Raw genomic sequence first — 25,582 nt, forward strand, 5'->3', positions numbered from 1 at the left:
GGATGAGGTGCGTAATCGGCCGCGCTGAGCATGCCAGGGATGGCGTCTTTTGCGTCTTTGCGGAAGGCGTATGCTCCCTGAAGCCCGCTCAGCTGATAAGAGTGTGAATGCTTAGCGGTCAGATTGAGATCTGCCTCAGGAACACGGGCAGATCGGAAAGTCGCTTAAACCATCCATGGACGCTCGGCCCACGCCGTCCATGGCGTGGGACGCTTTCCTCCTCTGCCCGTGTTCCCTCCGCCTTGAATTTATGCGCTGCTGTCAGATTCACTCGGGTTTAGATCTTTCAGCCGTCTGAACCCCGCACAGCGCTAATTCTTTGCCTGCAAATCACTTTTCTACAGACGAAAAAAAACCTGTCTTTTCAGACAGGTTTTCTTAAATATGGTCGGCGAGAGAGGATTACTCTGCTCTTCGAGCAGCGCCCTTCGGGCCGTTGCTGAAGCAACGTTGTCTCGCTACGCTCGGCTCAAACCTCCTTCGGAGGTTCTCATCCTCATTTATTACAGACGAAAAAAAACCTGTCTTTTCAGACAGGTTTTCTTAAATATGGTCGGCGAGAGAGGATTCGAACCTCCGACCCACTGGTCCCAAACCAGTTGCGCTACCAAGCTGCGCTACTCGCCGATGGGGGCGCATGTTACTGCTACCCCCGATCAGCGTCAACCGCTTTTTATGCTTTTGCCGCCAATCGCCTGGAAAGCACGCGGTTACCCGTAATTAACCACCTGCCCTGCCCTTTTCGCTCACTATTACAGCGCTTTAGCCTGACCTTTTGCCGGTGCCTGACACCAGTTGTTGGCGGGGTTAATACCGCCATCTGGCGAGGTATAACCCAGACAGCCCAGAATGGTGTCGAACAACTCAACATGGCGATGAGTGCGGCCTACGCGCTGCTGCGCCTGCAAACGCTCAAAATTGCTGCGGTTCTGGCTGTCTTCCAGATACTTATCGGAGGCCCAGACCATCATCGGTACGCGGAACTGCTCAGGTGGCGCCATCTCGCGCGGCGTGCCGTGCAAATGCATATTCTCGCTAATCGACTCACCGTGATCAGAGGCATAGAAAACGATCGCCTTCTTATCACGCAGCTGATCCAGCACGCTATCCAGCATACTATCGACATACAGCACCGAGTTGTCATAAGCGTTAATCAACTGCGCTTTGCTGCAGGTCTCATCCACGCCCATACATTCCGGCTGATATTTCGCGAAACTGCGCGGATAACGCTGTGAATAGAGGTAGTGCGACCCTTTAGTGTGCAACACGATCAGATGCTTACCTTTCGGGAAACGATCCAGTGACGCTTTCATCTCCGGCACCAGCAGCATGTCATCCACCGCTTTGCCCTGATTACGCTTCTCTGAACCAATCTGCTCACGGAAAGCAAAGTTGTTGGCATTGATGTTGTCGTAGAACCAGACTTCGCTCTGCATCGCAAACAACTCAGACGTGAAGCCCAGCTCTTTCATCACCGCAAACACGTTCTGCTCTTTCAGCGTACGACCTGGGTTATCCATGGTGCCGCCTTCGCGTACGAACATGCAGCGCAATGACAGCTTGGTCGCGGTATCACAGGATTCGCCCCGGAACGCCACAAGATTCTTCTCTTTCGACAACTTTGGCGTGGTGTCACGCTCGTAGCCCAGCATCCCCATGTGATCCCAGCGGGTGGTCTCACCAATCACAAACACCACATAGGTGTCGTCCAGTCCGGCAGGCGCGACGTAGGTAAACTTCTTCGCCGGATCCAGCAATTCCTCGCTATTCAGCGTCTCATCCACGCGGGTCCAGGCAAAGAGTCCTACAGCTGCAAGCCAGTTTGAAGGAAGATAAGAGTGTGCCACGACACCGCCGTAGCTCGGTAGATCGACGTTGGTAATCTCTTCGTTTTGCTTCTGCAGTTTGTCCAGAAAGCGAATCGGCAACCAGACCAGCGCCACGCAAAGCAGCATGATCACGGAGGGTTTAAGACGCTGTCCCGGCGTGCGCAGCTGCTCATTCAACGTCATGCTCAGCTTATTACGCCAGATCATCAGCAGCGGCAGCGCGCTGACCAGCACCATCCACAGAATGAAATGGTAGCCAACCACCTCTTTAGAAAGATCGGTATCAGTGGTCATCACCGAAGCCACAATGCCGTAGCCAATTACGACGTTAAAAAATGCCATGTAATAAGCAGCGGCAACGGAAATCAGCACTATCAGCGTGGCCAGCACGCGATAAAACCACTTTCCACCCAGCGACAGCAGCCGCATCAGGAAGAAAGTCAGCAGCACAATGGCCACCACTTCAGTGACGGCAGTCAGCCAGTTCGTTATCGTAGAGTGCGAAAGAAAACCATCAAAACGACGATAGAAAATTGGTAAATTCAGTAAGATACCGAGGTAGAGCGCCAGCAGTAACGATAACTTCTGCTGAGTCAGGGTTTTAATATAATTCATGAAAAAAGGTGTTTCTCCGGTGTGAAGCGCTTAACCAAATCTTTTATGTGACTGCCGAAACGCGGCAGAGTTCGCTGAATAAGCGGACCGGACAAGATGAAGGAAAATTCTGAACGGATTTATAGGCTATAACGCGAGGTGGCTCAGTAAAGCATGAGGGCGTTTTATAGACCAGATAATAATCGCTGTCGACCTGATTAGCACATTTTTTGTACACAGCGCGGAGGATTAACCGGACATGCTGACGCAGTGAGACGGAAGTGTGGGATTGAATAACAGGCAAAAGTGCGGGCCTGATAATTCAGGCCCGCAGCATGCTTAGCGAATGATGTTCAGCGTCACGTCGATGTTGTTGCGAGTGGCGTTTGAGTAAGGACACACGATGTGTGCCGCATCCACCAGCTTCTGCGCTTCTGCTTCATCCATTCCCGGCAGGTGAATATTCAGCGTCGCTTCGATGCCAAAGCCGTTGGGGATCGGGCCGATACCTACTTCACCTTCAATCCACGCATCTTTTGGCATCGCGATTTTGTCGCGACCCGCAACAAACTTCATCGCACCGATGAAGCAGGCAGAATAGCCCGCCGCAAACAGCTGCTCAGGGTTGGTCACTTCGCCGCCTGCACCGCCCATCTCTTTTGGCACGCCCAGTTTAACGTCCAGTACACCGTCAGAAGAGGTTGCACGACCATCACGACCACCGGTAGCTTTGGCTTTGGCGCGGTAAACCACTTGTTCTAAAGACATGACATTTCTCCGTTACACTATTTAATCGCCTGCTACTTATTTAACCGTAATCAGGCGGTGAGGTTCAACGGGTGCAATGCACCCGTCGGCAATATTTATCGTGACTGAATCAGGTTATCACGCAATCCATCAAGCTGTAATTTCAGCGCCAGCAGGGCATCATCGTCACAGGCAGTGGCACATTTAACCGCTTCAGGAATGGCTTCAGCCTTAACGCGCAGCGCACGGCCAGCCTCGGTCAGTGTTACTGCAACCTGCCGTTCATCCTGACGGGTACGCTGCCGGTTAATCAGACCCGCGCTTTCCAGTCGCTTCAGCAGTGGCGTTAATGTTGCCGAGTCTAAAAAAAGCTGCTCGCCAATCTCTGACACCGTAACATCATCTTTCTGCCACAACACCAGCATCACCAGATATTGTGGATAGGTAATGTCGAGCTGGCTCAGCAACTGGCGATACACTTTATTCATTGCCAGATTGGCAGAATAAAGCGCAAAGCAGAGTTGCTGATCGACCAACAGTGGCATCGTTTTCACTTTTTTGTCATCTTGATCACAGTTCATGGTGTTCAATATATATAGCGCGCTAGATAATTGCAAGCAAACTTTTAGTCAGGGGTAAAAGCATGCTGGATTCACTGGAAGAACAGGCGCGTCGATTCGCCACCGAGGCACATGCCAGTGCCGGTCAGCGCCGCAAATATACCGATGAGCCTTATATTGTTCATCCGGCCGCGGTGGTGGAACTGGTGCGCAGCGTCAGCCATGACGAGGCATTGTTAGCGGCAGCCTGGCTGCACGATACCGTAGAAGATACCTCCACGACCCAGAGCGATATCGAAGCCCACTTTGGCGCGCGCGTGGCCAGCCTGGTGGAGATGCTGACCGATAGCGCACCGGCTACGGCGAAAAATCGGGCGGCCCGGAAGCTTGCGCACTTTCGCCATACGGCCAGCGCCAGTCCTGAGGCCCAGACTATCAAGCTGGCGGACATCATCGACAATACCCGCGCGATTGTACGTTTTGATCCTGACTTTGCGCGGGTCTACCTGGTGGAAAAGCAGATACAGATTGCGTTGCTGAAGCAGGGCGATGCACAGTTGTGGCAGCAGGCTTCGACGATCATAGAAAGCGGGCTTGCCCGGTTGCGGGAGCCGCCCTACAGCGTGCCGGAGAGCTGGTTTGTCAAACAGGCCGCTAAATACAGCATAAAACACGCATAAAAAAACCCGCCAGCGGCGGGTGTTTTCATGATGCCTGATTATTCAAGCAACTGGCGTCCCAGATAGGGATTGGCCTGTAATAACTTCATCAGTTTCTGCGCCGTCGCGGATGGACGGGTACGCCGGGCTTCCCAGCTTTTCACGGAAGATACGCTCACGCCCATCACTTTAGCAAACTCATCAACCTGCATGCCGGTCATTTCGCGCAGACGCTGTGGCTCTGGCTGGGCGGGTTGCTGACGCTGAATAAGTAACTCGGCGGCGCGATCATCACGTGTCAAAACAATCTGCTCAAGGCTGCTGAGCAATTCAAACATCGGGTCTTTTAATTCCATAGAGAACTCCTTAAAAACTCACTATGAAGCACGTGAAAGTAGAGAGGTACGAGCCTGAAGTCAGGACTCTGAAACCGGGCCTGTTCAGGCTGGATCCCGCAAGGGTTTGTTTTTGTTATGAGAAAAACCATTACGGGACACAGCCTGCGGTGCACTGCTTATAAAGGTGTCAGAACAATGCAACAAATGCCGGGAGACTAAGTATGGATAGAGACCTGACTATTTGCCGCGCAATTTATAATTATTTTTTTAACTAACGTGTGCCGAAAACGCTCCAGCGCTTCTAACCTACTGAGGCGGTTGATTTTTGCGCCTGCACAGCGGGCAAAAAAATCAAATGGTGTTTGCTATTTATGTGGATGCCATCAAGCTTTTGGCGGGCACATTCTCATTTCTGTGAGGCATTACACCTCTTCAGGTAGTGATTGCAAAATATACGCCAATGGTTTACTTCATGAACACTTATATTCACAGTTCTGATTAATTTAAGAATAGTCCTGGTTTGCCGCTGAGCCCTGGCGCGCGGCGGCTCACAGCGACGTGCGGAGAAATATTTTATTCTGAACGCCGCCATATCGTCAGCGAAATCAACAGTCACTCTAACGAAACGGCAGATGCCTCATGCCGGTGCAGTCAGCCGTCCTTAATCGCGCTGATGCGCGCTAAAAGTGCAGCCTTGTGATTGCGCACTCATGACGGGTAAAAAGAGACCTGCCACCTGAAAGGATGAAGAGCGATGCGAGAAACAGATTTTGACGTCGGATACCCTTCTCATCGCGTACCGATGATGGGACGCAATGCCGTGGCGACCTCACAACCGCTGGCGGCGCAGGCGGGCTTACGGATGCTGCAGCAGGGCGGAAATGCTGTAGATGCCGCTGTCGCTACCGCCATCGCCTTAACTGTGCTGGAGCCAACCGGAAACGGCATCGGCAGCGATGCGTTTGCCATTGTCTGGGACGGCAGCGAGCTGCATGGATTAAACGCCTCAGGCCGTTCGCCCGCCGCGTGGCATCCTGAGCGCTTCGCCGGTTTGAGTGCAATGCCAGAAACCGGCTGGGAGTCCGTTACCGTCCCGGGTGCCGTCTCGGCGTGGGTCACGCTGGCGCAGCGCTTCGGGACCCTACCGCTGACCACACTGGCGCAACCCGCAATTGACTATGCGCGCAACGGTTTTCCGGTATCACCGCTGATTGGTCAGCTGTGGCAGCGAGGCTATGACAAGCTGCGGGATCAGCCTGGCTTCATCGACTGCTTTGCGCCGCAGGGCCGTCCACCCCGTGCGGGCGAGTTATTCCGCAATCCGGCTCAGGCCCGGACCCTGCAGACGATCGCTGAGACACAGGGTGAAAGTTTTTATCGCGGTGCACTGGCGCAGAAGATGACAGCCTTTGCCCGTGAACATGGCGCGGCGCTGACGCTGGACGATTTGAAAAACCATCGCGCCGACTGGGTTACCCTGCTGTCACATCCGTTTGCCGGGGGATCGGTGCAGGAGTTGCCGCCTAACGGTCAGGGCATTGCGACATTGATTGCGCTCGGCATTCTGGAAGCGTGGGAGATCAACCGTTATGCGCCTGATTCGCCGCAGTGGCTGCATCTCTCCATTGAGGCGATGAAACTGGCACTGGTTGATCTGGAGCGTTATGTCACCGATGAAGATCATCTCGAGTTCCCGGCAGCATTACTGCTGAGTAAAGAGTATATCCGCCAGCGGGCAGCGTTGATTGATCCTGACAAAGCGGGAGATTTCCGCTTTGGATCACCGCAGCAGAGCGGCACGGTGTATGTTGCGACGGCTGATGCCAGCGGTATGATGGTCTCATTCATTCAGTCTAACTACATGGGCTTTGGCTCCGGCGTGGTGGTGCCCAACACCGGCATCAGCCTGCAGAACCGTGGGGCGGGCTTTTCACTCGATCCAGACCATCCTAACGTGGTGGCAGGCGGTAAGCGCCCTTTTCACACCATCATCCCAGCCTTTGCGCTGGATGAGCAGGGTCAGCCGCTGATGGCGTTTGGTGTGATGGGTGGCCCGATGCAGGCGCAGGGTCATGTCCAGCTGGCGCTGCGAATTATGCTGCACCGCCAGAATCCGCAGGCTGCGATTGATGCGCCGCGCTGGCGGGTGGTACAGGGACGCGAGGTGGTGTTTGAATCGACACTCGATCGCAATACCCTGAGCACGCTGCGCCGCATGGGGCACAATGTGGTACTGGAAGATCCCCTGAGCAATTACAACTTTGGTGGCGCGCAGGCGATAGTGCGCGATCCGCAGGGTTTCTATATTGCAGCCAGCGAGAGTCGCAAAGATGGTCAGGCGGTGGTGTTTTAAGGCTGCAGCCGTGATCGCCATACCGCTAAACTGACGTTCAGGTTAACGCATGATGGCAGGAAACGTATCGCGCTCTGACGTGCGGGCGATCCCGTTGTATCACCGGCGTTTAAGAAAGCCTCTGCTTCACAGGCGGTTTCACATTGTGCCGTGACGGCGGTTTGTTCTATTCTTTAGGCCATTCCTACCTGGACATCAGACAGTACTACCGACAGGAGTTGACCCAATGGCTTCAGGACTTACACGCCTTATGGCACGCGGCGGCATTATGCTCGCTGGCGCGCTCATCGTGCTGCAACTCACCGCATGCGGTGACAAAGAAGGCGAGCAGCGTAAAGCATTTATTGATTTCCTCCAAAATACCGTGATGCGCAGTGGCGAGCATCTCCCTAGCCTCAGCGAAAACCAGAAGCAAAGCTTTGGCAACTTCGCCAGCGATTACGCCATCATGTACGGCTTTTCGCAGCAGGCGAACAAAGCCGTTGAACAGGGGATGCGTCCGGTGGTGGATGAACTGTCTGCCATTCGCGTTCCGCAGGATTATCTCAGCCGTCGTGATTCCCTGCGTCAGGCCACGAGCGCACTGGTCATTGTTACCCAGCAGATTGAGAGCGCAAAAATGCAGGCGGACAGCAGCAAAGCGGCCCTAAAGCAGACGGATGATCTGAAAAAAGTCTACGACACCGCCTATAACAAAGTGGTGACGGTACCCGCCAATCAGCTGATTCCGCTGCTGCCTAAACTTCAGGCGCTGAGCCAGGCTGCCGTGCAGACCGGCGAATTCCTGCAAACTCAGGGTACCCGCGTCAGCTTCAATGATGGCGGCGTGCAGTTCCCGACGCAGGATCAGGCTTCACAATACAACGCGATAATGAGCACGTTATCCGCGAATGCACAGGCGCTTCCTCAGGCACAAGCGGCCGTTCAGGGTGGCCTGCAGTAAATCTGCTTTATGGGCAGGCGTAGGTCGCCTGCCCGTCTCCACGCCTTTTCTAATCTCATCCGATAGCCTGTCGAATGAAGTGTGATCTGGCGCATTTTCGACCAAAAATAGTTTGTGATCTGAGTCACATTTATATAACAAACCCCCGCCCTTTTAGTGTGATAAAACTCACAGATAATCAGCTATCACGCGTAAAAACCAGGCAAAACAACACGTAACCGTTATAAAAATGTGATCAATGTCACGCTAATCACCCCTGCCACCACCCTTAATCAGTGATGTAGATCACACTTTTCCCGCGTGCTACGCAGTGCCAAATTCGCGTGATAGAGTCCGCGTGCATACAGTAATACCACCGGCTTCGAGTCGGGGTGGCTAAACAAAAACAAACGCGCTCTCCTATTGCAGCGCGTCTCAATAAGGGGTGGGTTTATGTCCTCATCAGTGAAGGTCAAAGTACAGAGCTTTGGTCGCTTTCTGAGTAATATGGTGATGCCAAACATCGGGGCGTTCATCGCCTGGGGTATCATCACCGCGCTGTTTATTCCAACTGGCTGGATCCCGAACGAAACGCTGGCCAAACTGGTTGGCCCAATGATCACCTACCTGCTGCCACTGCTGATCGGTTTTACCGGTGGGCGTCTGGTGGGCGGCGATCGTGGCGGTGTGGTCGGTGCAATTACGACAATGGGTGTGATTGTCGGTGCGGATATGCCGATGTTCCTCGGTGCAATGATTGCCGGTCCACTGGGCGGCTGGGCAATTAAGTCGTTTGACCGGGCGATTGACGGCAAAATCAAAAGCGGCTTCGAGATGCTGGTTAACAACTTCTCGGCCGGTATTATCGGGATGATTCTGGCACTGCTGGCGTTCCTGGCGATTGGTCCGCTGGTAGAAGGTCTGTCACACATTCTCGCCGCAGGCGTGAATCTGATGGTGCAGAACAACCTGCTGCCGCTGACCTCAATCTTCGTGGAACCGGCAAAAATCCTGTTCCTGAACAACGCCATCAACCACGGGATCTTCTCACCGCTGGGTATCCAGCAAGCCAGTGAGGCGGGCAAGTCGATCTTCTTCCTGATCGAAGCCAACCCGGGTCCGGGTATGGGCGTGCTGATGGCCTACATGTTCTTTGGTCGTGGTAGTGCTAAACAGTCTGCAGGCGGTGCGGCAATTATCCACTTCCTTGGCGGCATCCATGAGATCTACTTCCCGTATGTGCTGATGGCGCCTCGCCTGCTGCTGGCGGTCATCCTGGGAGGCATGACGGGTGTCTTCACACTGACCGTGCTGAACGGTGGCCTGGTCTCGCCTGCTTCACCGGGTTCAATCCTGGCGGTGCTGGCGATGACACCAAAGGGTGCCTACTTTGCGAACATCGCTGCCATTGCTGCCGCTTTCGCCGTCTCCTTCGTAGTTTCCGCTATCCTGCTGAAAACCAGCAAGGTTAAAGAAGATGACGATATCGAAGCCGCGACTCAGCGCATGCATGAGATGAAAGCGCAGTCGAAAGGCCAGAGCGTGGCGGGTGCACCCGTCGCCAGCGATGCGATGAGCGTCGAGCTGCATCACGTGCGCAAAATTATCGTCGCCTGTGATGCCGGTATGGGCTCAAGCGCCATGGGTGCAGGTGTTCTGCGTAAGAAAGTGCAGGATGCAGGTCTGAGCAATGTGTCGGTGACGAATACCGCGATCAATGCCCTGCCAGGCGATGTCGATCTGGTGATTACCCATCGTGATCTGACCGAGCGTGCTATTCGCCAGGCTCCGCATGCGCAGCACATCTCGCTGAATAACTTCCTCGACAGTGCGCTCTACAGCACGCTGACCGAACGTCTGGTTGCCGCTAATCGCAGCGACGTGCATAGTCAAACGGTCACCACTGCGCTCTCTGACAGTTACGATGAAGGCAACGCACACCTGTTTAAACTGGGTGCAGATAACGTCTTCCTCGGCCTGACCGCCAGCAACAAAGAACAGGCGATTCGTTTTGCTGGTGAACAGCTGGTGAAAGGCGGTTATGTAGAGCCAGAATATGTTGACGCGATGCTGGCGCGTGAAAAACTGACGCCGACCTACCTCGGTGAGTCGATTGCGGTGCCGCACGGGACCGTTGAAGCGAAAGATCGCGTGCTGAAAACTGGCGTGGTGTTCTGTCAGTATCCGGCAGGCGTCCTGTTTGGCGAAGAGCCAGATGACGTCGCGCGCCTGGTGATTGGTATTGCTGCCCGTAATAACGAGCACATTCAGGTGATTACCAGCCTGACCAATGCGCTGGATGATGACAGCGTGATTGAGAAGCTGGCGAACACCACCCGCGTGCAGGAAGTGCTGGATCTGCTGTCAGGCAAGCCTGCCGTCGCGTAATTCAGAGCAATTCTTTCCCTGGGGCGGTCATGCCCGTCCCGATTTCCTGGGGCGGGTTTGCCCGCCCCATCGTCATTTGATATGGGTCAAAAATTATGAAAGCGTTACATTTCGGAGCAGGAAACATTGGTCGCGGCTTTATCGGCAAATTACTGGCTGATGCAGGTATCGAACTGGTTTTTGCTGATGTGAATCAGACGGTGCTGGATGCACTGAACGCGCGTCATGAGTATCCCGTTCATGTGGTTGGCGAACAGGCCAAAGTGGAAACCGTTAAAGGCGTCAGTGCCGTAAACAGCACCAGCGATGAGATCATCACCCTGGTCTCTGACGTCGATCTTGTTACCACCGCCGTGGGTCCGCAGATTCTGGAGCGTATTGCCGCCAGTGTGGCAAAAGGCCTGGCAAAACGCAGCGACAACGGTAACACCCGTCCATTAAATATCATCGCCTGTGAGAATATGGTGCGCGGCACCAGCCAGCTAAAACAGCATGTGCTGAAGGCGCTGCCGGCGCAGTATCACGCCTGGCTGGAAGAGCATGTCGGCTTTGTGGATTCCGCTGTCGATCGCATCGTGCCCCCTTCTGAAGCAGGCAGCACCGATCCACTGGAAGTGACCGTTGAAACCTTTAGCGAATGGATCGTCGATCAAACCCAGTTTAAAGGTGACCTGCCAGCCATTCCTGGCATGGAACTGACCGACAATCTGATGGCCTTTGTTGAGCGTAAACTCTTCACCCTGAACACCGGTCACGCCATTACCGCCTACCTCGGCCAGCTGGCGGGTCACCAGACCATTCGTGACGCCATCCTTGATGAAAAAATCCGGGCCGTAGTGAAAGGCGCAATGGAAGAGAGTGGCGCGGTACTGATTAAACGTTACGGTTTTGACGCGGAAAAACATGCGGCCTATATCCAGAAAATACTGGGTCGTTTTGAAAATCCTTATCTGAAAGATGATGTTGAGCGCGTAGGCCGTCAGCCGCTGCGTAAACTCAGCGCGGGCGATCGCCTGATTAAGCCCACGCTGGGCACACTGGAGTATGGTTTACCGCACGCCAGCCTGGTGCAGGGTATTGCTGCTGCCATGCACTATCACAGCGATCAGGACCCGCAGGCACAGGAACTGGCCGCGCTGCTGGCAGAAAAAGGCCCGCAGGCTACGCTGGCTGAGATTTCAGGACTGGATGCCGACAGCGAAGTGGTGGCTTCTGTGGTGAGCGCCTGGCACGCTATGGCATAATGCGCACGTGTTAGTGACGCAAGCCGGGCGCAGTTCGCCTGCGCCCAACGGCGGTATTGAACCCATGCAGGCAATAATGGAAGAGAAGCAGGCTTTTGAGAACCGGGTGCTTGAGCGCCTGAACGCCGGTCGTTCGGTGAGAAGCTTTCTGATCGCCGCCGTTGAGCTATTGGCTGAAGCCGTCAATCTGCTGGTGCTGCAGGTGTTCCGCAAAGATGACTATGCGGTTAAATATGCCGTAGAACCGCTGCTGCTGGGTAATGGCCCTTTGGGCGAACTCTCGGTTCGCCTGAAGCTGATTTACGGACTTGGCGTCATCAGCCGGCACGAATATGAAGATGGTGAACTGCTGCTGGCGCTGCGCGAAGAGCTGAATCACGACCACGGCGATTATCGTTTTACTGACGACGAGATTCTCGGCCCGTTTGGGGAACTGCACTGTGTCACGGCCTGGCCACCCGCGCCGGTGTTTAATACTGAAGATCCCGAGCTGCGCAGTATGCAGCAGCAGCGCTATCTGCAGATGGTGCGCTCCACCATGGTCCTGTCACTCACCGAGCTGATCGCGCGCATCAGTATGAAGCAGGCGTTTAAAAAGTCCGGTAGCTGATCCTGTCAGGCGCCATCACGGCGCCTTTTTCGTCTTAACCTGAACGGGAATATGCGCCAGATTTGGTGTATCCTTGCCCTGTTTTCCTCAACGAGTTGTTGTCATGAAAGAGCAAGAAAAGAACGAAATCAAACTTCTCAGCGATAAGCTGGACGCATTGAACCGCAAAGAACCGCAGCTACTTGAATCGGGTGATGTCGAGAAACTGGGCGCGTTGCTGAAAGAGAAAGAAGCGCTGGTCATTGAGATTGAGCGCCTGCGCGGTCAGCGGGTTGAAAAACTCAGTGCCGAAGCGCAGAAGCTGCAGAAAATGGGCTTCAGCCGCGAAATTACCAAGAAAGAGCAGGCAAATCTGGGCGCGCTGAAAAAAAGCGTGCGCGGCCTGGTGGTGGTGCATCCAATGACCGCGCTGGGACGTGAGATGGGTCTGACAGCGATGACCGGCTTCGCTAAAACCGCATTCTGACGGAGTCGATCAGGCAGCTGCCTGATCGACATCGGCTTTGCGTTCGCCAGCGGCGGCGTACACCTGCTCCGCCAGCGCATCCAGCAGTTCATAGCGACGGCGATACTCTGCCCGCTTCTTACTGGCGATCTCCTCCAGTGTCTTGCGCGGCAGGCTCAGCGGCAGAGTAAACATCCCATCTTTGCGCGCTTCACCGCTCAGCGACAGCCAGAATTCACTGTAGCTGGCAAAGAACTTATCCCCTTTGCTATGGCGATAACGCAGACTGCGGAAGACATGTGTCTCATCACCTACCGCCAGAATATTTTCCACACCGCACTGCTTCGCAACAATAAATACCGCTTCCATTAACAGACGCTTTGGAAAGAGACCGTGAGCCGCTTTGGTCGCCTCGCGGATCATCTCATTATTGATATGTTTCCGCGGCCCCTGTAGTCCACCAATTAACAGGGTGCGCTGGCTATTTTCGTTGAGAATAGAAAATGAGAGCGACGCAATAATTTCGTCGTTATAACGCAATACCAGTGTCACTTCCCCTTCCCGGTCGAAATAACCAGAGCTGCACGAGAGGATAAAGTTTTCGCCATTTTTACCGGTCAGTGTGGCCAGTGGATTATCCGTAGCGCTTTGCAACAGCTGGCGCAGCATAGGATTTTCCAGATTATTTATCAGGCTGTAATGATCAAGTATCGCCTGCGCACGTGCTGCAATGCTCAGTCCTGAACGCAGATAGGGCCGGTGCAGCTTAGCGGGCAACAATCCCTGCGTGCTCATCAGCAGCGGGAGTTGCGGTAAATGCGACAACGCGTCCAGATAATGCAGCGTCGTCAGTGGCGATATTAAGGTTCTTAACACAAATTTCAGGCGGAAACGTTTACTTTTCCAGAGTTTATCCGGAACATATTTCCCGCTAATTAACTGAAAAAAAAGAGAAGCAGAGGATTCGGTCGTATTTTCCTGAGTAGTTATAATTGACATAGTCAGCGACACACAATGAGTTAAACAAGAATGTCACTGAAAATAACATAGTCAATATCAACGGCAGGTTAATGCGGAATAACATTAAAACTCATATCTGATGACTTCGGGTCCGAATCTGGAATACACAAAATAGAGATAAAAAAAACCGGCGAAATAAATTTCACCGGTTTATCTTCATTGCGTTTACGCTTTGTTAACTTACTGAGCAGCAGCGAAGCGGGCTGCCGCTTCGTCCCAGTTAACCACGTTCCAGAACGCTTTGATGTAGTCAGGACGCTTGTTCTGATACTTCAGATAGTAAGCGTGTTCCCACACATCCAGACCGATGATCGGGAAGCCAGAAACGCCGGCAACCGCTTCACCCATCAGCGGGTTATCCTGGTTTGCGGTAGAAACCACAGCCAGTTTGTCGCCTTTCTTAACCAGCCATGCCCAGCCAGAACCGAAACGGGTCGCAGCGGCTTTCTCGAACTCTTCCTGGAATTTTTCCACGCTACCGAAATCTTTCTCGATAGCCGCTTTCAGGTCACCCTGCAGCGTGGTACCGGTTTTCAGGCCTTTCCAGAACAGGCTGTGGTTAGCGTGACCGCCTGCGTTGTTACGCAGTGGGCCTTTTTTGTCTGCTGGCAGCTGATCCAGTTTGGTGATCAGCTCTTCTACCGGCAGATTAGCAAATTCAGTACCTTCCAGCGCGGCGTTAGCGTTGTTCACATAGGTCTGGTGGTGTTTGGTGTGATGGATCTCCATCGTCTGCTTGTCGAAATGCGGTTCCAGTGCGTCGTATGCGTAAGGCAGGGATGGCAGTGAATAACTCATGTTCTTCCTCTCCATTTAGTTTGAGCAGCACGACGAATTCGGGACGTGCCGCGTAAGCAGTCGAATCATTATAGTTAAATTCATGTAGCGTAAAAGGGTAATCAATGCCCTATTAACCATAAGGATTTGCGAAAGCCGGCATTAGCAACCCGTTGTTTTTACAGTGTGCTGATGCTGGCTCTGCCTTTTCAGACGTGCCAGGCAGGGAGAGCAGCACGCTGATGCCAGGCTATCAGCCAGCACGCCTCCCGCCTGAACGCCGCGTCGGCCCTGCTCTGCGCGTTACTGACCCAGCTCGCGCAGGGCGCTATCGAGTGCGCCAACCAGCCAGTCGATATCGCTCTCCTGGAAAGCCAGTGGTGGACGCAGTTTCAGCACATTCCCATACGGACCGGCGACCGAGGTGAGCACACGATGTTCACGAAGCTTCTCAATCAAATCCAGCGCCAGCGTTTTGTCCGGCGTTTTGCTGTGACGATCGGTGACCAGTTCAAAGCCGATAAACAGTCCGGCACCGCGCACATCCCCCACACACTCATAGCGATCCATCAGGGTTCGCAGCTCAGCCAGAAGCTTCGCGCCGACCACGCGGCTGTGTTCCTGTAATCCCTCTTCGGTAATCACGTTCAGCACCGCCTGCGCCGCCGCCATCGCGACCGGATTCCCCCCAAAGGTATTGAAGTAGGGAATCGAATCGCTGAAGGCTGCCAGCACATCACTTTTTGCCAGCAGTCCGGAAACCGGAATGCCATTGCCCATCGGCTTGCCAGTGGTAATCACATCAGGCACCACATCGTGGCGACCAAAGCCCCAGAACGCGTCGCCAGTTCGGCCAAAGCCAGGCTGAACTTCGTCGGCAATAAAAATGCCGCCGTTGGCATGCACCACCTCAATCGCTTTTTTCAGGAAGCCGCGTGGATTGGGCAGAACGCCGTCCGAGGAGAAAATCGAGTCCGCCAGGAAACCGGCAAATTTAATGCCGTGCGCCGCCATGTCATCAATCTGCTGCTGAATCTGGTCTGCGAACCAGTCACCCAGGTCGGGCGCATCCACACGGTAGGCATCTGGCGGCATCACCAGCCGCGTGGTCGGTGCCAGTGGCTGTCCACTGCCCAGTGCCGGAGACGCGCCGGAGGTCAGCTCACTGGTGCCGTGATAGGCCTCTTTACTGACGATAATTCCGGTACCGCCGCTGAACGCGCGCGCCACGCGAATCGCCAGATCGTTGGCTTCCGATCCGGTGCACATGTACATCGCGCGATCGATCGCCGCAGGTGTCGTTGCCAGCAGCGCTTCACTGTAATCCAGAATCTTTTCATGCAGGTAACGCGTGTGGGTGTTCAGCATTTTCATCTGCTGCGTCACCGCCTCAATCACGGCCGGATGGCAATGACCAATGCTCGCCACGTTGTTGTAAACGTCGAGATATTTATCGCCCGCTGCGTCCCACAGATATTGCCCTTCACCCCGCACCAGATGAACCGGTTTGCGATAGAACAGGCGATAGGATTCGCCAAGCACTTTGCTGCGTTTATCGGTCAGTTTGCGTGTGTCACTGTCGAGCGCATCGGCATGTTCAGCACGAAAACTGTTGGTATCCATAATGGTGGAACGCGTGGCCATATTGACTCCCGTTACAAGGATGAAGGAAGAAGAGCGGACTCCTGTATCATGCCTGCCTGAATCTAAAATGCAACCAAATACACAAAAGCAATAAAATACACATGACGCCAGCAAGCCGCCGCGCTAAGCTTGCTCTCTGATCCAGACAGAATCTTTCGCGTCACTGGCGTATCATCCATGCTCTTCGCGCTTTATAAGGATTTCTCTATGCTGCAGGAAACGCGCCTTCATCGCATCCGTGCCTTACTGACCCGACTAAACCAGGTCAGTACCGAGCGCATTATCAGGGAGCTGGGGGTGTCACGCGAAACTGCGCGCCGCGACATCATTGAGATGGAAGCGCTGGGTCTGGCACGCCGCGTCCACGGTGGCCTGGTGGCCATTGAAACCCAGGCTGAACCGCCGCTCACGGAACGTCGCAGCACCCAGACCCGGGAGAAACGCGCAATCGCCCGCGCCGCTGCGCAATTGCTGCAGCCCGGACAGACGCTGTTTCTTGATGCGGGCAGCACCACCACGCTGCTGGCAGAGGAGTTACACGCCCTTTCCGGCCTGACGATAGTGACCAACAGCCTGCAGGCCGCGCTGGCACTGAGCGCTGGAGAAGAAAACCAGCCGTTGAATAATCAGATTATTTTGCTGGGTGGGACGATGTCGGCGGGTGCGCAACAGACGCGCGGCGAAATCACCGTTGGCGAGATTATTCGCTACCGAGCCGATGTCGCGCTGCTATCTCCAGTAGGGATTGACGCAGAGTGCGGTGGCAGCAGTTTTCACCCGCACGAAGCGGCTATCGCCAGAGCAATGGTGCAGCAATCCGCTGCCTGCTATCTGCTGGCCGATCACACCAAACTCGGCGTGGTCAGCCGCACGGTTTACGCGCCGCCGCAGGCGATCTCCCTGCTGATTACTGACAGTGGCGGCGACAACGGTGCCGCCCTTGAGGCGTTGCAGCAGACATTGCCAGCGGTAATGGTGGTTTAACGCAGTCGCTGAGGATGGCTGTAGACCGTGGCGCGGCCAGGTTTACTGAATCCAACCAGCGTCAGGTTGCAGCGCTCAGCCACCTCAACCGCCAGGCGGGTCGCCGCCGAGACCGCAAACAGGATCTCTACGCCGCACATGGCAGACTTCTGCACCATTTCATAACTGGCGCGGCTGGAGACCAGCACCGCGCCCGGTCCCCACGCAGCCTGACTGCGATAACCCAGCAACTTATCCAGTGCCACATGGCGCCCCACATCTTCACAGCCACCCGCCAGTTGACCATCAGGCTGGATCCACGCAGCAGCATGGGTGCAGCCCGTTTTCTGTCCGACCGGCTGATAATCTTTCAGCTGGCCCAGCGCCCGATCCAGGTGGTCCAGCGCGAAGGTCTGGGTAAACGGCAGCGGAGAGAGCGGCTTGCCAATCTGGTCCAGCTGTTCAACACCGCACACGCCGCAGCCGGTCCGGCCTGCCAGCGCGCGACGCTGTTCTTTCAGCGCCATAAAGCGGCGGCTGGACAGCTCAATCTGCACCTCAATACCGTGACAGCCCGGCACAATATCCATGCCGAAAATGTCGCCAGGTGCGTCGATAATGCCCTCTGATAGCGAAAAGCCCAGCGCAAAAGCCTCCAGGTCTTTGGGCGTGGTCATCATCACCACGTGTGATATACCGTTATAGACCAGCGCCACCGGAACTTCGTCTGCCAGCCAGTCATCCTGTGCATCGGTCAGACTGGCGCGCTGCCACACCTGCGTCCTGCTAACGCCGGTTTGAATTATTAAATCTTCGCCTGAATCAGGCTGGATAGCTTTCAAAAATATAACCTGTTGTTAAGAGATGATCTCATTCGGTGCCCGGTAATGCAGAGCATAGACGCGCCCTGATTCTGCCTTTTAGCCCCCGAGAGCGCAAATAAACAGCGAGGCAATTGATGCGGTTTCTTCAGTGAAAATAACTGTCGCCCTGCCTGCTGGCGGCCCCATGAGAAAAGGTCTTTTTCATGTGTTAACGCCGGGAAAATCTGCAAATCACTGGGGTGTTAATGCGGATGTTTTGGGGAACCCGAAACACATGCCAATCCGTCGCCTTACCCTTTAACGGGCCAGAGAGATTCATCAGATTACAGTGAATAAAGAGGCAGGAGACACCCGTAAAAAGAACTTTGGTCAGAAGAGTGTGTTCTGGACTGCTATCATCAGCTTAGTACTGCCGCCTGCCAGCGGCATTGTGATCCGGGGACCGTACTTTTCAGATGCCTTTGTCATTCCGCTGAGTCGGCTGGCACTGATTGTGCATTCTGTTTCGGCAGTGACGTTGATCATCGTCATTATGGTGCCCGTTTATGCCGCATTATGGGTCAGAGGCAAACTGGCCGCGAGGGTAGAAAGCTGAATATGCTCTTAATGAGCCAGACAGCATTATCCTTGTGGATATCGTGAGCGGCGTAATTCGCCAATAAAACAGGAAAAACGCCCCTGATGAGTATTCGTATAATCCCGCAGGATCCGCTGGAGAAAGGCGAAAAAACAACGGAGGAGATGATTCCGCCGTTACTTTTTCCACGGTTGAAAAATTTATACAGCCGTCGTGCCGCGCGACTGCGCGATCTTGCGGCGAAAAATCCACTCGGCGATTATCTGCGCTTTGCGGCGGTGATCGCTGAAGCGCAGGAGATTGTGCTGTATGACCATCCTCTGCATCTCGATCTGCATGCCCGACTGACGCAGAGCGCCAGCGAGGGCAAGCCACCGCTGAACATCCATACTCTGCCGCGCGATCCACACTGGCAACGGCTGCTGCACTCGCTGATTGCTGAGCTGAAGCCGGAGATGAGCGGTCAGGCGCTGGCGGTGCTGGAGAATCTGGAGAAGGCCTCAGCCACAGAACTGGAGACACTGGCCGGTGCGCTGTTTACCGGCGAGTATGCACAGGTGAGCAACGATAAAGCGCCCTTTATCTGGGCGGCACTCTCGCTCTACTGGGCGCAGATGGCAGCCCTGATACCCGGTAAGGCACACGCTGAAATGGGGAATCAGCGTCAGTTCTGTCCGGTCTGCGCCAGTATGCCGGTCGCCAGCATCGTTCATATGGGCAGTCATGAAAGCGCGCGTTATCTGCACTGCAATCTGTGCGAAAGTGAATGGCATGTCGTGGGCAGCAAATGTACCCAGTGCGAACAGTCCCGTGACCTGCACTACTGGTCGCTCAGCAGCGAGAAAGCAGCCGTGAAGGCGGAAAGCTGTGGCGACTGCGGCACCTATCTGAAGATGCTCTATCAGGAGAACGATCCGGCCATTGAACCGGTGGCCGATGACCTGGCGTCGCTGATACTGGATGCAAAAATGGAGCAGGAAGGCTTCGCGCGCAGCAGTCTCAATCCTTTTATGTTTCCTGGCGAATAGTCACTGAATCCGGAGAACCTGATGAAACTGATTGGCAGCTATACCAGCCCGTTTGTGCGTAAGATTTCGATTATCCTGCTGGAAAAAGGCATCACGTTTGAATTCGTTAATGCATCGCCTTACAGCGATGACAGTCACGTGCCGCACTACAATCCGCTGGGCAAAGTTCCGGCGCTGGTCGCTGACGATAAGCAAATCTGGTTCGACTCCAGCATCATCGCGGAATTTCTGGAACTGCGCGGTGAGGAGCCGGCCCTGTTGCCTGCCGATCCGCTTAAGTCGCTCAACATCCGTCAGCTGGAGAAGCTGGCAGATGGCGTCAGCGATGCTGCGCTGGTGATTGTTCGCGAGCAGATGCGTCCGGGTAATTTGCAGTCCGAAGAGGTCCTGCTGCGTAACCGTGAAAAGATTAAGCGCAGCCTCGACATGCTGGAAGCCGTGGCCGCTGAAGGAAAATGGCTGAACAACGGCCAGCTCAATCTGGCGGATATCGCCACCGGCTGCATGATCGGCTATCTCAATTTCCGCCGCGTGGTGCCAAACTGGTGTGTCGAACGACCGGCGCTGGTGAAGCTGGCGGAAACGCTGTTTCAGCGCGAGAGCTTTGCGCGGACAACGCCGCCTGCGGCGTGATGGGTGCTGTAGCTGGCAGGTGGCTGGATTCAAAGATACGGTTTTGGGGCTAATTGTCTAATCCAGCTCTGAAGCGCGCCGTTCTTTCTGAGGACGTCCTTATATCTGACTTTCTGAGACACAAGTAACTGGCTGACTATCTTTGATAGCGGCCTGTTATTTTTCGGGATGTATGCAGTATACGCAGAATACGAACCCCATCTGTTTCAGCCACATAGAGAATGATAAAGGGAAAGCGTGGGACTGCCAGCTTACGCTGTTTTTCTGTGCTGACTTTAGTGCCCGCCAGGGGGTTTTCGCTAAGCAGACTGGCCATACGGATAAACTTAACGTCTGTTGCACTGGCTACCCGTACGCCAGCCTCACGATACAGATAACGAAATATCGTCTCCCTGTCCGCCTGCGCCTGTTTTTCCCATTGAACGGCTGATATCACAATGTTCCCCGCGCGGCCTGCGCTTTCAGCTCTTCCATGCGGGCATTCATTTCATCGTTACTGATGAACTCACTTTCACCGGCATCATAACGACTGAACGCCGCCGTTATTTGCTCTTCCAGCCATGCATCATGTTTACCCTCCTGATATTGCCGCTCTTCAGCAGCCAGCTCTTCCGCTCGCTGACGCATAACCTCAGTCAGCGTCTTCTTCTGGCGCTCGGCTGCCCGCATGGCGAGTCGTTTAACGTCGTCATCGATTCTGAAGTGGATAGTGCTCATGGCCGGACTCTCGTGTGGTGTCATTTGTGTTGTCATCATGCCTGTCATCCCTTTCTCTGTCATCCCCATTCCACTCTTATAGTGATGCCGACAATAGTGATGCCGAAAATCACCACGCTATTATGAATAAGCGGCTGATTGCAGTTGCTGAAAAGAATATTGAGAAGAAGATGTAAACGAAATGGCAAAGTGAAAAATAATTCGTTTGCCAGAGACGCCTCGCAATCTATTACTTAGCGTTCAGCAGACTTACGAAGCAGACGATATATATGTGAACAGAAGAAAACAGTAAAGGAAGAACGTAACGAGAGACTTTTAGCGCGGACTGAAGGTGGTGGAACACCAACAGCCCGCTGACCACAACTAACTGAATCGGAGTTAATTATGGCTGGAAGAGATTCTACGTCAGAACCCGCTGTACCCCAAGCACGTAAAAGCGTCGTCGGTTACCGCCCCAACGGCGGCAGACCGAATCCATTACCTCAACTGACCATCAAAGGACGATGGCTGGAGCAGTGGGGATTCGTCAAAGGCCAGCCAGTCAGCCAGTCAGCCAGTCAGCCAGTCAGCCAGTCAGCCAGTCAGCATTATCGCCGAACAGGGCCAACTGATTATCCGGCTGGCTAAGGAGTGATCGGCAGGTAAAAAAATCCCGGCATTTAAAGGCCGGGATTGAGTGTTTATTCAGGTGGGAATTTCTGCTTTTTTCTTTTCTTTAACCACATTTTTATACAGATTCTGATACCCAGGATAAGGCCACCGACCTATCCAGATTTAAAGAAAGATGCAAAAAAATCATTCCAACTTAACGCTGCTCACCTAATTGAATTGATTTATTAAAGAAATATTGAGCTTTAGAATCACTTAAATCCATTGGTGTTCTCAAGCCGCCTATAGCATCTTTAGGGCCAGGAACATATTTACTGTCTTCAAATAAATAAGCCAGATCAGCCGTATTCTGCTCCGCAATCGGTGTTTCCGTAATACTTCCATCCGTATTCAGCGCGCCTTCAATATTCTCCGTATGGCTTGCTACTTGCTCACCAGATCTAGCTGGCGTAACTAACGACGTCCCTTTATTTTCATCCTGAACTGGATTTACCAGTTTGCCAATGTTTTCTGTGCCTGCAAGTTGAGCACCACCAGTATTTAAATGGGCATACTAATCCTGCAACGAACTCAGATACTTCCCAATAATCTCATCGTTATCCATTATCTACAGGGTGACAAGACGCTCCAGTCATTGGAGGGCATTTTATCAGCTACATCTTTAATGGCCAGTCCGGCAGGCCCTGCTTTTACCCCGATTTCCAGCAACTGCTCTGCGACCTTTTTCCGGCAGCAATATAGTGTAGTGCAACTAATGCAAGATTACTTTTTAATTGCAAAGAACTACAATTAACCATGCTGTATAAGCCAGTCTTGATAGCCAGAGAAAAATCGAGCCAAAGGATAGATCTGTTTTTGTCAAAAAAACCTTTATGAAATAAAAGGGGCTTTTATCATCAGTAAATCCTTGGTGGAAATACTTCCCGTACAATGCAAAAAGAAAAAATGCAAGTCCTCCGGAAAAATTAGACATTAACAATAATTCATCCGCCCCCCTTCGATACTCCGCTATCGCTGCAGACATATATCCAAGAACAAGAAAAACCAATGCACAGTTTGATAAAGCATCCCGTTTAAAAAACATATAATTGAAATAAAGCATGGAGTCCTTACCTACCTTAGCGCCACCAAGATTTTTATAAACAAAAATAAAAAAACAACCACCCCATAACAATAAAAAACATAACAACATAAAGGATGAAACATTGAAAATAATATCATTCGAAATCATAGCGGTATATTTCCTTAGTGGAGTCACCGTTCATATCTATTTTTTTATCATAGGAATCAATAGCAGAACCTGTAAAACCAATTGCCAGTCCAGTAGAAAACGAAATACCAATGCCATCTTTCCCGCCAGACATTTCCTACAGAACCGGGACCAAAACCGACGCTAGTTGAATAATCACGATTTAAGTCTCCAAACAATCCCGGGAAATATGGACCAAAGTCAATACCGATTGAAGCTCCAGCCTTAATACCAAATTCTTTAGTGTATCCTGTAGAAATAGAGAAGTAATCATTATTAATCTCATATCCTCTTTTCAAAGCAAGTCCCACGCCACCTGAAACTTCAACTTTTCCATTAGGTTTAACCTTATATTCAGTCCCCCAGGAAGGCCCTTCACCAATAGCAATATGATTCATCCCTTCCTGAATTTTTTCTGGTGTCAGATTATTGTCCTTGCCATACTGATTCCACGAGCCTACGGTCAGTCCGTAATCATTTGTTCCTGATGACAACATGCTGTTCCAGCCATCATTGAGCGAGTTATTCTCAATCGCATTTTCCCCCGCCTGAGCACCCGCCACAACATCCGCCGTACTGTCACCCACGCCTCCACCCGCAAGTCCCGCCGCCAGCGTCCCCAGAGCGCTGATCGTCTGCCGCTGCTCTTCGCTCAGGTCGTCACGCTTAACCCCCGGATTTACGAAAAAGCATACGTATACTCAGGCTATCCCGGCCCAAAAAATTCCATAAAAAAAAGGGACGATTGCTCGTCCCTTTTTCGCACCGCTAATCACATTACTGCAGCAGCGAGATATCCGCGACCTGCAGGAACAGCTCTCGCAGTTTTGACAGCAGCGTCAGGCGATTGACCCGCACCGCCTGATCGTCGGCGTTAACCATCACTTTATCGAAGAAGTTATCTACCGCAGTACGCAGCTGAGCCAGTTCGACCAGCGCATCCTGATAGCGGCCTTCCGCGAAGTAAGGCTGCAGCTTGCTGCTCAGCGCGGTGACAAAGGTCGCCAGCTGGATCTCTTCGTTCTCTTTCAGCAGCGACGCCTGCACGCTCTCATTCAGCGTTTCGGTCGATTTCGCCAGAATGTTAGAGACGCGCTTGTTCGCCGCCGCCAGTGCTGAGGCTGCTTCCAGCGTACGGAAGTGCGACACCGCTTTCATGCGTGCATCAAAGTCAGCCGGACGGGTCGGACGACGCGCCAGAACGGCCTGCAGCGTGTCGATGCTGTGACCCTCTTCCTGATACCAGGTGCGGAAGCGACCCAGCATAAAGTCGATCACATCATCGACCACGCGGGTGTTGCTCAGCTTGCTGCCATACAGACGCACCGCTTCTTCAGTCAGGGTTTGCAGATCGAGCGGCAGGTTCTTCTCAACGATGATACGCAGCACGCCCAGCGCCGCACGACGCAGTGCGAACGGATCCTTGTCGCCTTTTGGATGCTGACCGATGCCAAAAATACCGGCCAGCGTATCCATTTTGTCAGCAATCGCCAGCGCACAGGCAACCGGGCTTGACGGCAGATCATCACCGGCAAAGCGCGGCTGGTACTGCTCGTTCAGCGCGACCGCCACATCTTCTGCTTCGCCGTCGTGACGCGCATAGTGCATGCCCATCACGCCCTGCGTGTCGGTGAACTCAAAGACCATGTTGGTCATCAGGTCACACTTCGACAGCAGGCCTGCGCGGGTGGCGTGATTCACATCGGCGCCAATTTCACCGGCAATCCAGCCCGCCAGAGCCTGAATGCGGTCGGTTTTATCGCGCAGCGTGCCCAGCTCTTTCTGGAACAGGACGGTCTCCAGACGCGGCAGATGATCTTCCAGACGCTTTTTGCGGTCGGTGTTAAAGAAGAACTCCGCATCGGCCAGGCGTGGACGTACCACTTTTTCGTTGCCGGAGATGATCTGGCGTGGTTCGCTGGATTCGATGTTGGTGACGAAAATGAAATTCGGCATCAGGTTGCCGTCATTGTCATACACCGGGAAATATTTCTGATCGCCTTTCATGGTGTAGACCAGTGCTTCCGCAGGCACTTTGAGGAATTTCTCTTCAAAGGTCGCGGTCAGGACCACCGGCCACTCCACCAGCGACGTCACCTCTTCCAGCAGGCTGTCACTGATATCGGCGTTGCCGCCTAAGCGACGTGCGGCTGCTTCTGCATCGGCTTTAATCATCGCTTTGCGAACCTGATAGTCTGCAATGACCTGGCCGCGTTTTTCCAGCACATCAGGGTACTGATCGGCGTTGTCGAGCGTGATTTCGCTTTCACCCATAAAGCGGTGACCGCGAATAACCCGGTCTGACTTAATGCCCAGAATGGTGCCAGGGATCAGCTCATCGCCCAGCAGCATCGTCACAGTGTGAACCGGACGAACGAATTGCACATCGCTGTCGCCCCAGCGCATCAGTTTGGGCACTGGCAGCTTGCTGAGTGCGGTCGCAATCATCGCAGGGAGCAGCGCCTGAGCGGCTTCGCCTTTGACCTGAGCGCGGTAAACCAGCCATTCGCCTTTATCGGTGGCAAGGCGTTCAGCCTGATCGACAGTAATGCCGTTACCACGCGCCCAGCCTTCGGCGGCTTTGGTGGCGTTGCCATCAGCATCAAACGCTGCGGAAACAGCCGGACCGCGCTTCTCCACTTCCCGATCGGGTTGTGAGGCGCTCAGGTTTGCCACTTTCAGTGCCAGACGACGCGGTGCAGCAAACCAGCTGACCTCGCCGTGGCTCAGGTTGGCGGCATCCAGTTCAGCGGTGACCTGCGCGGCAAAGGCTTCTGCCAGGCTGCGCAGGGCTTTTGGTGGCAGCTCTTCGGTGCCGATCTCCACCAGGAAGGTTTGTTCAGTCATGGCTG

23 protein-coding genes, 1 tRNA gene, 1 other RNA gene and 2 pseudogenes are annotated in these 25,582 nt (G+C 53.6%); 12 read left to right on the forward strand and 15 right to left on the reverse strand.

Going from position 1 to position 25,582, the window contains the following annotated elements; genetic code table 11:
- Positions 1 to 385: 385 nt before the first annotated feature.
- The 5 genes from H7K52_RS15935 to H7K52_RS15955 form a co-directional block, all read right to left on the reverse strand.
- Positions 386 to 515: non-coding RNA, RtT sRNA (locus H7K52_RS15935), on the reverse strand.
- 35 nt (positions 516 to 550) lie between these two features.
- A tRNA-Pro gene (locus H7K52_RS15940) sits at positions 551 to 627 on the reverse strand.
- A gap of 125 nt (positions 628 to 752) precedes the next feature.
- Positions 753 to 2,444 (reverse strand): kdo(2)-lipid A phosphoethanolamine 7''-transferase, encoded by a 1,692-nt coding sequence (gene eptB, locus H7K52_RS15945; RefSeq protein WP_008926413.1) that lies wholly within the window; start codon positions 2,442 to 2,444, stop codon positions 753 to 755.
- Between the two features lie 318 nt (positions 2,445 to 2,762).
- A complete protein-coding gene (locus tag H7K52_RS15950) occupies positions 2,763 to 3,191 on the reverse strand; it encodes an organic hydroperoxide resistance protein (RefSeq protein WP_003848051.1) in 429 nt (142 codons plus the stop codon).
- A gap of 95 nt (positions 3,192 to 3,286) precedes the next feature.
- On the reverse strand, positions 3,287 to 3,751 hold the full coding sequence (locus H7K52_RS15955) for a MarR family winged helix-turn-helix transcriptional regulator (RefSeq protein ID WP_003848049.1): 465 nt from the start codon (positions 3,749 to 3,751) through the stop codon (positions 3,287 to 3,289).
- A 62-nt stretch (positions 3,752 to 3,813) separates the two neighbouring features.
- On the opposite strand from H7K52_RS15955, the gene H7K52_RS15960 reads away from it, so the two are divergent.
- Positions 3,814 to 4,410, forward strand: coding sequence for an HD domain-containing protein (locus tag H7K52_RS15960; protein ID WP_008926412.1), 597 nt, complete (start codon positions 3,814 to 3,816; stop codon positions 4,408 to 4,410).
- Positions 4,411 to 4,448: 38 nt separating this feature from the next.
- On the opposite strand, the gene H7K52_RS15965 is transcribed toward H7K52_RS15960, so the two are convergent.
- Positions 4,449 to 4,745, reverse strand: a complete 297-nt coding sequence (locus tag H7K52_RS15965) for an HTH-type transcriptional regulator (protein WP_003848045.1) — start codon at positions 4,743 to 4,745, stop codon at positions 4,449 to 4,451.
- A 736-nt stretch (positions 4,746 to 5,481) separates the two neighbouring features.
- Between H7K52_RS15965 and H7K52_RS15970 the strand changes: the two genes are divergently transcribed.
- The 6 genes from H7K52_RS15970 (at position 5,482) to H7K52_RS15995 (ending at position 12,710) form a co-directional block, all read left to right on the forward strand.
- Positions 5,482 to 7,080: a gamma-glutamyltransferase family protein gene (locus H7K52_RS15970; RefSeq protein WP_105100000.1), complete on the forward strand. Its 1,599-nt coding sequence runs from the start codon at positions 5,482 to 5,484 to the stop codon at positions 7,078 to 7,080.
- A gap of 226 nt (positions 7,081 to 7,306) precedes the next feature.
- Positions 7,307 to 8,023 carry a DUF3053 domain-containing protein gene (locus H7K52_RS15975; protein WP_008926411.1) on the forward strand — a complete coding sequence of 239 codons (717 nt, stop codon included), beginning with the start codon at positions 7,307 to 7,309 and terminating at the stop codon, positions 8,021 to 8,023.
- A 432-nt stretch (positions 8,024 to 8,455) separates the two neighbouring features.
- Positions 8,456 to 10,390, forward strand: a complete 1,935-nt coding sequence (locus tag H7K52_RS15980; protein ID WP_182630216.1) for a PTS mannitol transporter subunit IICBA — start codon at positions 8,456 to 8,458, stop codon at positions 10,388 to 10,390.
- A 95-nt stretch (positions 10,391 to 10,485) separates the two neighbouring features.
- Positions 10,486 to 11,634 carry a mannitol-1-phosphate 5-dehydrogenase gene (gene mtlD, locus H7K52_RS15985; RefSeq protein WP_003848038.1) on the forward strand — a complete coding sequence of 383 codons (1,149 nt, stop codon included), beginning with the start codon at positions 10,486 to 10,488 and terminating at the stop codon, positions 11,632 to 11,634.
- A 64-nt stretch (positions 11,635 to 11,698) separates the two neighbouring features.
- The gene (gene mtlR / locus H7K52_RS15990) at positions 11,699 to 12,244 is read left to right on the forward strand and encodes a mannitol operon repressor MtlR (RefSeq protein WP_181162247.1); all 546 of its coding nucleotides are present in this window, start codon (positions 11,699 to 11,701) and stop codon (positions 12,242 to 12,244) included.
- A gap of 103 nt (positions 12,245 to 12,347) precedes the next feature.
- Complete coding sequence (locus H7K52_RS15995; RefSeq protein WP_003848030.1) at positions 12,348 to 12,710, forward strand: YibL family ribosome-associated protein; 363 nt, start codon at positions 12,348 to 12,350, stop codon at positions 12,708 to 12,710.
- A gap of 9 nt (positions 12,711 to 12,719) precedes the next feature.
- On the opposite strand, the gene H7K52_RS16000 is transcribed toward H7K52_RS15995, so the two are convergent.
- From H7K52_RS16000 to H7K52_RS16010, 3 genes are all read right to left on the reverse strand, one after another.
- Entirely contained in the window at positions 12,720 to 13,688 is a 969-nt protein-coding gene (locus tag H7K52_RS16000) for a VirK/YbjX family protein (RefSeq protein WP_182630217.1), read from the reverse strand.
- Between the two features lie 201 nt (positions 13,689 to 13,889).
- Complete coding sequence (gene sodA, locus H7K52_RS16005; RefSeq protein WP_008926407.1) at positions 13,890 to 14,507, reverse strand: superoxide dismutase [Mn]; 618 nt, start codon at positions 14,505 to 14,507, stop codon at positions 13,890 to 13,892.
- A 282-nt stretch (positions 14,508 to 14,789) separates the two neighbouring features.
- On the reverse strand, positions 14,790 to 16,130 hold the full coding sequence (locus tag H7K52_RS16010) for an aspartate aminotransferase family protein (RefSeq protein ID WP_003849706.1): 1,341 nt from the start codon (positions 16,128 to 16,130) through the stop codon (positions 14,790 to 14,792).
- A gap of 207 nt (positions 16,131 to 16,337) precedes the next feature.
- Between H7K52_RS16010 and H7K52_RS16015 the strand changes: the two genes are divergently transcribed.
- Positions 16,338 to 17,114: a DeoR/GlpR family DNA-binding transcription regulator gene (locus H7K52_RS16015; protein ID WP_003849703.1), complete on the forward strand. Its 777-nt coding sequence runs from the start codon at positions 16,338 to 16,340 to the stop codon at positions 17,112 to 17,114.
- On the opposite strand, the gene fdhD is transcribed toward H7K52_RS16015, so the two are convergent.
- A complete protein-coding gene (fdhD, locus tag H7K52_RS16020; protein WP_182630218.1) occupies positions 17,111 to 17,935 on the reverse strand; it encodes a formate dehydrogenase accessory sulfurtransferase FdhD in 825 nt (274 codons plus the stop codon). The genes H7K52_RS16015 and fdhD overlap by 4 nt on opposite strands.
- Before the next feature lie 286 nt (positions 17,936 to 18,221).
- Here fdhD and H7K52_RS16025 point away from each other — a divergent pair.
- From H7K52_RS16025 to H7K52_RS16035, 3 genes and pseudogenes are all read left to right on the forward strand, one after another.
- A pseudogene (locus H7K52_RS16025) lies at positions 18,222 to 18,599 on the forward strand (cytochrome b family protein); the annotation flags it as partial.
- Positions 18,599 to 19,522, forward strand: a complete 924-nt coding sequence (gene fdhE, locus H7K52_RS16030; RefSeq protein WP_003849696.1) for a formate dehydrogenase accessory protein FdhE — start codon at positions 18,599 to 18,601, stop codon at positions 19,520 to 19,522. The pseudogene H7K52_RS16025 and the gene fdhE, both read left to right, overlap by 1 nt.
- A gap of 21 nt (positions 19,523 to 19,543) precedes the next feature.
- On the forward strand, positions 19,544 to 20,155 hold the full coding sequence (locus H7K52_RS16035; RefSeq protein WP_182630220.1) for a glutathione S-transferase: 612 nt from the start codon (positions 19,544 to 19,546) through the stop codon (positions 20,153 to 20,155).
- A 136-nt stretch (positions 20,156 to 20,291) separates the two neighbouring features.
- Here the strand turns inward: H7K52_RS16035 and H7K52_RS16040 are convergent, their stop codons facing one another.
- A complete protein-coding gene (locus tag H7K52_RS16040) occupies positions 20,292 to 20,591 on the reverse strand; it encodes a type II toxin-antitoxin system RelE/ParE family toxin (protein WP_003849691.1) in 300 nt (99 codons plus the stop codon).
- Positions 20,588 to 20,872, reverse strand: coding sequence for a damage-inducible protein J (locus H7K52_RS16045; protein ID WP_033743358.1), 285 nt, complete (start codon positions 20,870 to 20,872; stop codon positions 20,588 to 20,590). The genes H7K52_RS16040 and H7K52_RS16045 overlap by 4 nt, the downstream gene beginning before the upstream one ends.
- Positions 20,873 to 21,256: 384 nt before the next feature.
- Between H7K52_RS16045 and H7K52_RS16050 the strand changes: the two genes are divergently transcribed.
- Positions 21,257 to 21,499 carry a SymE family type I addiction module toxin gene (locus H7K52_RS16050; RefSeq protein ID WP_409072680.1) on the forward strand — a complete coding sequence of 81 codons (243 nt, stop codon included), beginning with the start codon at positions 21,257 to 21,259 and terminating at the stop codon, positions 21,497 to 21,499.
- Between the two features lie 751 nt (positions 21,500 to 22,250).
- Here H7K52_RS16050 and H7K52_RS16055 read toward each other — a convergent pair.
- The 3 genes and pseudogenes from H7K52_RS16055 to glyS all read right to left on the reverse strand — a co-directional run bounded on the left by H7K52_RS16055 (position 22,251) and on the right by glyS (position 25,577).
- Positions 22,251 to 22,712, reverse strand: a complete 462-nt coding sequence (locus tag H7K52_RS16055) for a hypothetical protein (protein ID WP_105099999.1) — start codon at positions 22,710 to 22,712, stop codon at positions 22,251 to 22,253.
- A pseudogene (locus H7K52_RS16060) lies at positions 22,699 to 23,407 on the reverse strand (polymorphic toxin type 25 domain-containing protein); the annotation flags it as partial. The pseudogene H7K52_RS16060 and the gene H7K52_RS16055, both read right to left, overlap by 14 nt.
- Before the next feature lie 100 nt (positions 23,408 to 23,507).
- A complete protein-coding gene (gene glyS, locus H7K52_RS16065; protein ID WP_003849682.1) occupies positions 23,508 to 25,577 on the reverse strand; it encodes a glycine--tRNA ligase subunit beta in 2,070 nt (689 codons plus the stop codon).
- Positions 25,578 to 25,582 lie beyond the last annotated feature (5 nt).

The organism is Pantoea hericii (genome assembly GCF_014155795.1).
In the GTDB taxonomy this organism is placed as follows: Bacteria; Pseudomonadota; Gammaproteobacteria; order Enterobacterales; family Enterobacteriaceae; genus Pantoea; species Pantoea eucalypti.

Coding starts and splice junctions, on each gene's coding strand:
- H7K52_RS15960 (WP_008926412.1), top strand. CDS start 3,814: ATGCTGGATTCACTGGAAGAACAGGCGCGTCGATTCGCCACCGAGGCA.
- H7K52_RS15955 (WP_003848049.1), bottom strand. CDS start 3,751: ATGAACTGTGATCAAGATGACAAAAAAGTGAAAACGATGCCACTGTTG.
- H7K52_RS16015 (WP_003849703.1), top strand. CDS start 16,338: ATGCTGCAGGAAACGCGCCTTCATCGCATCCGTGCCTTACTGACCCGA.
- H7K52_RS15980 (WP_182630216.1), top strand. CDS start 8,456: ATGTCCTCATCAGTGAAGGTCAAAGTACAGAGCTTTGGTCGCTTTCTG.
- H7K52_RS15975 (WP_008926411.1), top strand. CDS start 7,307: ATGGCTTCAGGACTTACACGCCTTATGGCACGCGGCGGCATTATGCTC.
- H7K52_RS15970 (WP_105100000.1), top strand. CDS start 5,482: ATGCGAGAAACAGATTTTGACGTCGGATACCCTTCTCATCGCGTACCG.
- mtlR (WP_181162247.1), top strand. CDS start 11,699: ATGCAGGCAATAATGGAAGAGAAGCAGGCTTTTGAGAACCGGGTGCTT.
- H7K52_RS16035 (WP_182630220.1), top strand. CDS start 19,544: ATGAAACTGATTGGCAGCTATACCAGCCCGTTTGTGCGTAAGATTTCG.
- H7K52_RS15965 (WP_003848045.1), bottom strand. CDS start 4,745: ATGGAATTAAAAGACCCGATGTTTGAATTGCTCAGCAGCCTTGAGCAG.
- H7K52_RS16050 (WP_409072680.1), top strand. CDS start 21,257: ATGGCTGGAAGAGATTCTACGTCAGAACCCGCTGTACCCCAAGCACGT.
- H7K52_RS16000 (WP_182630217.1), bottom strand. CDS start 13,688: ATGTCAATTATAACTACTCAGGAAAATACGACCGAATCCTCTGCTTCT.
- H7K52_RS15950 (WP_003848051.1), bottom strand. CDS start 3,191: ATGTCTTTAGAACAAGTGGTTTACCGCGCCAAAGCCAAAGCTACCGGT.
- H7K52_RS16055 (WP_105099999.1), bottom strand. CDS start 22,712: ATGATTTCGAATGATATTATTTTCAATGTTTCATCCTTTATGTTGTTA.
- sodA (WP_008926407.1), bottom strand. CDS start 14,507: ATGAGTTATTCACTGCCATCCCTGCCTTACGCATACGACGCACTGGAA.
- glyS (WP_003849682.1), bottom strand. CDS start 25,577: ATGACTGAACAAACCTTCCTGGTGGAGATCGGCACCGAAGAGCTGCCA.
- H7K52_RS16045 (WP_033743358.1), bottom strand. CDS start 20,872: ATGAGCACTATCCACTTCAGAATCGATGACGACGTTAAACGACTCGCC.
- H7K52_RS15995 (WP_003848030.1), top strand. CDS start 12,348: ATGAAAGAGCAAGAAAAGAACGAAATCAAACTTCTCAGCGATAAGCTG.
- H7K52_RS16010 (WP_003849706.1), bottom strand. CDS start 16,130: ATGGCCACGCGTTCCACCATTATGGATACCAACAGTTTTCGTGCTGAA.
- fdhE (WP_003849696.1), top strand. CDS start 18,599: ATGAGTATTCGTATAATCCCGCAGGATCCGCTGGAGAAAGGCGAAAAA.
- eptB (WP_008926413.1), bottom strand. CDS start 2,444: ATGAATTATATTAAAACCCTGACTCAGCAGAAGTTATCGTTACTGCTG.
- mtlD (WP_003848038.1), top strand. CDS start 10,486: ATGAAAGCGTTACATTTCGGAGCAGGAAACATTGGTCGCGGCTTTATC.